Source organism: Deltaproteobacteria bacterium (genome assembly GCA_016930875.1).
Taxonomy (GTDB): Bacteria; Desulfobacterota; Desulfobacteria; order Desulfobacterales.
Genome location: JAFGFW010000145.1, coordinates 1 through 5,912, shown reverse-complemented (window position 1 = coordinate 5,912; position 5,912 = coordinate 1). Strand labels below are relative to the sequence as shown.

5 protein-coding genes are annotated in these 5,912 nt (G+C 47.9%); all 5 read left to right on the top strand.

Going from position 1 to position 5,912, the window contains the following annotated elements:
- Window positions 1-346 (top strand): TRAP transporter large permease subunit (locus JW883_12770; GenBank protein MBN1843137.1); only part of this gene is annotated, 346 nt, incomplete at its 5' end.
- Window positions 347-479: 133 nt separating this feature from the next.
- On the top strand, window positions 480-1,892 hold the full coding sequence (locus JW883_12765) for an FAD-binding oxidoreductase (protein ID MBN1843136.1): 1,413 nt from the start codon (window positions 480-482) through the stop codon (window positions 1,890-1,892).
- Entirely contained in the window at window positions 1,893-3,071 is a 1,179-nt protein-coding gene (locus JW883_12760; protein ID MBN1843135.1) for a (Fe-S)-binding protein, read from the top strand.
- Window positions 3,072-3,261: 190 nt separating this feature from the next.
- Window positions 3,262-4,644 carry an MmgE/PrpD family protein gene (locus tag JW883_12755; protein ID MBN1843134.1) on the top strand — a complete coding sequence of 461 codons (1,383 nt, stop codon included), beginning with the start codon at window positions 3,262-3,264 and terminating at the stop codon, window positions 4,642-4,644.
- 101 nt (window positions 4,645-4,745) lie between these two features.
- The coding region (locus JW883_12750) for a 2-isopropylmalate synthase (GenBank protein ID MBN1843133.1) at window positions 4,746-5,912 on the top strand (1,167 nt) is incomplete at its 3' end.

The following is a 5,912-nucleotide window of genomic DNA, read 5'->3' as shown; positions in this document are numbered from 1 at the left end:
TATCATCATGCAGGTGATCTTTTTGATTTTAGGTATGTTCTTAAATGCTGCAGCCATCGTGACCCTGTTGGGGCCTCTCTTTGTCCCTATTATCGTTAAACTGGGGTTTGACCCGGTGTGGTTCGGGATCCTTTTTGTTGTAAACATGGAAATGGGATATCTGACCCCGCCATTTGGATTCAATCTTTTTGTCTTAAAGGGAGTTGTGCCGAAAGAAATATCCATGACAGATATCTACCGTTCCATAGTTCCCTTTGTTGGTATACAGATGTTGTGTTTGGCTCTGGTAATGCTGTTCCCGAAGATTGCCATGTGGCTGCCAGAGCTCATGAAAGCAAAGTATTAGGTTTGTCCGAAACAAGCGCACCGATGTGTGAGAAAAGGGTCGATGTAGGCCGATTAATCTGTTGTTCATTCCTCTGTCAGAGAGGAAAACCGATGTTGAAGACGATGGTTCAAATGGTGGGAGGTTCTGTGCAATGAATGTGAGTATAGAGGCATTAGTTCAAGATTTGAAGAACATAGTCGGTGAAAAGTATGTGTACGAAGATTTATTCGAGCGAATAAATTATGCCGATACGTTGTTGCCGTATGATGTTGAAAAGGAATTTATGCCGGATGTAGTGATTCAGCCCGGTAATGCCCAGGAGGTTTCCAGGGTGCTGGCGTACGCCACAGAACACAATGTGCCCGTAACAACATATGGTTCCGGTACCGATTTGGTGTTTCCCACCAAGCCGAAGCACCGCGGCATTACCATGAGTACCGAGCGAATGGATTTTCTTGAGATCAACGAAGAGTATCAATATGTTGAGTGTGGTCCCGGATTAAAAACCGGTAAGGCCATAAAGGCACTTGGCAAACTGGGTTACTTTCTTCCTATCCAGACACAGGCCGGTTCCAGCATAGGAGGGGCTGTCAGCATTAACACGATAGGGCATTTGGCAGACAACATCTTTGGCAGACCGATACACAATGTTTTAGGTCTGGAAGTGGTGCTGCCAAACGGAGAAATAATCGAAACAGGTTCAAAATGCTTGCGACGTTCAGCGGGTTGGGATCTGGGGCGCATTTTCATAGGCTCTGAAGGCATGCTGGGTGTTATTACCAAAGTGCGAATGATTCTTGTTCCCATGCCGGAAACCATAGATGCCGTTGGTTTTTTCAAAACGGACGAAGAGGTGGGGCATGTCATGACACGCATGTATCAGAAAAAGCTGCCTCTTCCCATGGATGGGGAGTTTGTGGGTACAAAGGCCTGTAAGCTTGGCTGTGATGCCTATGGACTGGATTTTCCGGAAGGTGCCCTGGCTGTAGTCAAGGCAATGGGAAGGACAAAGGAAGAAGCAATAAGCAATGCCCAAGAAGTGGTCGATCTGTTCAAAAGCGAGGGAGCTACGAAGGCCTTCGTTATTGAGGATCAGGAAACTGCGGAGAAGGTGTGGGCTGTGCGGGAGAACGTTATGCGCTGGGGGGAGGAAAAAGGCAAAAAAGGCGGCAAAGCCATAGAGGTGAATCCGGTTCTTCCACGTATGTCAGAGGCTATAAGGAGTTTGGAACATATCACAGAGGGGAGGACAGATCTCATTGCCGAATCAGAGGCGTATCTCTATGGTCATGTGGGTTCCGGTTCCCTCCATTGTTATTTGACGTATCCGCATGGATGGCCCATCGAAAAAATGAAGCGGTTTGTTGATGCAATCTGGAATGTAGAAAAAGAGTTGCAGCTGCAGTTTGGCGGTGTCGGCGGGGACTGGGGGTGGTTCCCGCACCGGCTCCCCCTATATCGTGAAACATACGGTGAAACCAGCTATGCAATAATAAAGAAGATGAAGCAACTCTTCGACCCCAGTGATATTCTCAATCGCGGCAACCTTGAAGGAGAAGTATAGATGAAAGAAGACACATTACAAGAAAGCATAGAAAAGGGTGTGACTGAAGCACTCAACGCATGCATGAAATGTCACTTATGTAATTTGTTTTGTCCTCTTGTGAGCTCTCGGGTTACGCAAGGTTCCTTTGGAATTAACCGTGCCATTTACTATGGAATGAAATGGAATGAGTTTTCAGACAGCCTTCGAGATCTGGTCTATTCGTGTACAACCTGCGGGAAATGCGAAGTAATGTGCACAAAGGTTTCGCGTGCCCTTCCGCTTCGTGAACTGATTGAGAAAACTCGGGAGTACCTGCTGGTGGAAAAGATGGCGGGACCCATGCCTGAGCAGGCGACCGTGTTGAAAAATATGTATGTTCGCGGCAATCCGTGGGGGAACCCCTCTCACGAAAGAACCAAGTGGGCCAATGGGCTTGACATACCGTTTGCCTCACAAGACAATCAAGTAGATGTGTTATATTTTGTAGGATGCGCCTCGTCATATGACCCGTATGGTCAGAAGATATCGAAAAGCCTCAGTAAAACTCTCAAAAAGGCAAACATTAAATTTGGAATTTTGGAGAATGAAGTCTGCTCAGGCCATGAAGCTCGAAGAATGGGCGAGAACGGGCTTGGTGAGTATCTGGCAGAGAACAACATGGCGATGTTCGAGGAAGCGGGGATTCGCCATATTGTCACAGGAGATCCCCACAGTTTTTATACGTTTACCAAAGAGTATCCTGACGGCGGTAATGGGTTAAAAGTTCAGCATTATACTCAGTTCCTTAATGATATGCTGGATCAAGGTAGGTTGAAGCTATCAACAAGAATAGATAAAAAGGTCACCTATCACGATCCCTGCTATTTGGGAAGACACAGCGATGTCTTTGATGCCCCTCGGAAACTTATCGAGCGTATTCCAGGTGTTGTCTTCAAAGAAATAGAAAACAGCAAAAAGCTGAGTGATTGTTGCGGCATGGGAGGCGGGCGGATGTGGATGGAACCGCCTGAAAGGTTGACTTCATCTCAGATAATATCCGAACGAAGAATTCAGCAGGCGCTTGATACCGGTGCTGAAATCTTATTGACTGCCTGTCCATTCTGTAACATAACGCTCAATGATGCGGTTAAATCCATGGGAAAAGAAGACACTATAGAAGTCATGGATATAACAGCATTGATTTCTATGGCTCTTTGAAGAGCGACAGGAACATCTTTTGGTGCAGAAAGGTAAAATGTGCAAACAGCACCGGTGGTGCTGTCAGGAAGGGGTCAATTTACCCGAAAAAACTGTACAATTCACCATGCTTGTCTGAATATCACCGTGGATTCATAGGCCTCTTCGGCTGGCTTGTGAAAGCTTCCATGTTTAGATGAAGGAGATTCCAATGACCTATACCGAGCGGTTGATTGACAACATAATTCATTCAGAAAAAGAATCTATCCCCGCCGAGGTAATCGAGCACACCAAAATATTTATCTTAGACACCCTTGGCTGTGCCATTGGAGGATATTGCACAAAAATCGGCAAGCAGATCGTTGCCCAGGCGGAGGAATTCAGGGGTGGAGGGGAAGCATCCCTGATCGGCACTGAAGGCACGGTTTCTCTTCCTTTGGCATGCTGGGCCAATTCTACGCTGGCAAATTTGCTGGATATGGATGATGTGTATGCCGGAGCGGCCCATCAGGCAAACTGTCTGGTCCCGACTGCCATTGGCGTGGGAGAGGCACAAAACGCGTCGGGTCTTGAGGTGATTCATGCCATCGTGGTGGGCTTTGAGGTGGGATCTCGTATCATGATGTACTCGATGCCCTCTCTATCGAAGGCCCGAACCTATTTCCCCTCTACCTGGCAGATCTTTGATGCAGTAACTGTTGCAGGAAAGTTGCTCGGATTAGGGGAAAAGCAACTCTATGATGCCTTTGGTCTTGCGGGAAAAATCGCTCCTCTGCCGATCGATCTGCAGAAATCAGCGGAACATCATACGGGTTTTCCAAAAGGTCCGTTTGGATGGTCAACGTTTTCAGGAGTATTCTGGACACTCCTGGCACAGAAAGGGGTTTCATCGGGCACTGCTCATGTTTTCGACGGCGATGCCGGGTTTTGGGCCGCAATGGGGTCGGATAATCATGATTGTGGGGAACTCGTGAGAGATATCGGTGATCCTTTCACCATCCTGGATACAAAATATAAGCCGTATCCTCTCTGTACATGGGGGCATAGCAGCGCGGATGCAGTGAAAAAGATATTTGAGCAAAACTCGATCAGTGCTCAAGATATCGAATCCATCAAGGTGAAAACTATACAACGGGCCATCGATCTTCTCTCGCGCGACACGATCGAATCTATTTTTAATGCGCAATTCTGTCTTCCCTACGCAATTTCCATGCTTGCTCTCCGAAAAATGCCACATGAGTGGATGAGCGAGGAAAACATTTTTTATAATCAGGAGGCGAAGACTGTTGCAAAGAAAGTTACTATGGAGGTGGATCCTGCCGCCGAAAGAACCTTCAGTGAAGAAAAAGGGTTGGCAATTCCCTCTGTTGTTGAAGTGAAGCTCAATGATGGCAGCCTTTTCCAGGAAACCGTCAAGTACTCCAAGGGAACACCCAAAAACCCTTTTACCACCCAGGAACTCAAGGATAAGTTCAGAGTCCTTGCCTCGGCCTTGTTCAGTGCACGCCGGATCGACACGATCATGGAAACAGTTGAATCACTGGAGATGATCAATGATATTTCTGACCTGACAGAATTACTGCGGGCGGAATGAGCGTATATGGCATAGAGGAGGACACCTCGAAAACTACATGACGGGGTAAGGCGCGAACTCGGTGCAATACCAGTAAAGACAAGAAGAGGAGTGTACACGATATGGAAGACTGGAAACAGGTCAACAGCAGTCCGTTAAATTTCATGGAGGAGATAGAGGCGGAGAAGCAGTTTTTACCAAAGACAATCTATCTCCACGACACCACGCTTCGTGATGGCGAGCAATTCGCCGGAGTGGTTTTTACCAAAGAGGATAAGGTCCGGATAGGACAAGCTTTAAGCGAGCTTGGGGTACATCGGATCGAGGTGATGCCTGCTGTTTCGCAGGATGATTTTGAAGCCGTCAAAGAACTGGCTTCCTTGGGACTTTCTGCCGAGATTGTGGGATTCTGCCGTTCGGTGCAAGGGGATATTCAGAAGGCAGCCGATGCCGGCTGTCCGGCTATTGAGCTGGAAATTACCACCTTCCCGCCGCTGATCGAAGCCTTTGGATGGTCTTTTGAGGAAACAACGAGTAAGATAATCAAAGCGTCGCATTTTGCAAAAGAGAAAGGACTGCGGGTTACCGCTTTCCTGATGCTTGCCACGCAGTCACCGTGGGACTTCGTTCAAAAAATAATAGAAAAAATTCTTAAAGAAGGGGCCATTGATGCGATAGCACTTCCCGATACCCGTGGAACCTGCCTGCCCCGAGCGCTCTATCATTTTGTCCGCCGTGTCAAGTCACTCACAGACAAATGTATCGAAATCCACCCACACAACACATACGGCATGGGAACGGCCGGGGCCTTGGCTGCAGCCATGGCGGGTGCGGAAGTGATTCATACCTGCGTAAACGGTCTCGGAGAAGGGGGAGGAAACGCACCACTGGAAACCGTGGCCGTAGACCTTGAATTGATGTTGGGCATCGACACCGGAATCAAATTAGAAAAGCTGTATGAGGTTTCACAGCTCGTGGAGAAACTGTCACAAATTCAGTTGCAAGCCAATTGGCCCTTGGTAGGTGAGCGGGTTTTTACGCAGGAATCGGGTATAGCTGTCGATGCTGGTTTCAAACTAGCGAAGGCGGGGAAGGCGAATCCCCCCGGAACGGATATTGCCGGCATTATCGGTAGAGAACGAAAAATTATTGTCGGGAAAATGAGCGGTGGCACGTCCATCAAAGTTAAGATGGAGCGGCTGGGCATCCCGGTTCCCGATGATGCAGTGGTTATGGATATCCTGAATCGGGTCAAGGCAAAGGCGATCGATAAACACCATGCACTGACG

Bases quoted from the DNA above. Each gene is read 5' to 3' on its own strand.
- JW883_12765 (MBN1843136.1), top strand. From the start codon at position 480: ATGAATGTGAGTATAGAGGCATTAGTTCAAGATTTGAAGAACATAGTC.
- JW883_12755 (MBN1843134.1), top strand. From the start codon at position 3,262: ATGACCTATACCGAGCGGTTGATTGACAACATAATTCATTCAGAAAAA.
- JW883_12760 (MBN1843135.1), top strand. From the start codon at position 1,893: ATGAAAGAAGACACATTACAAGAAAGCATAGAAAAGGGTGTGACTGAA.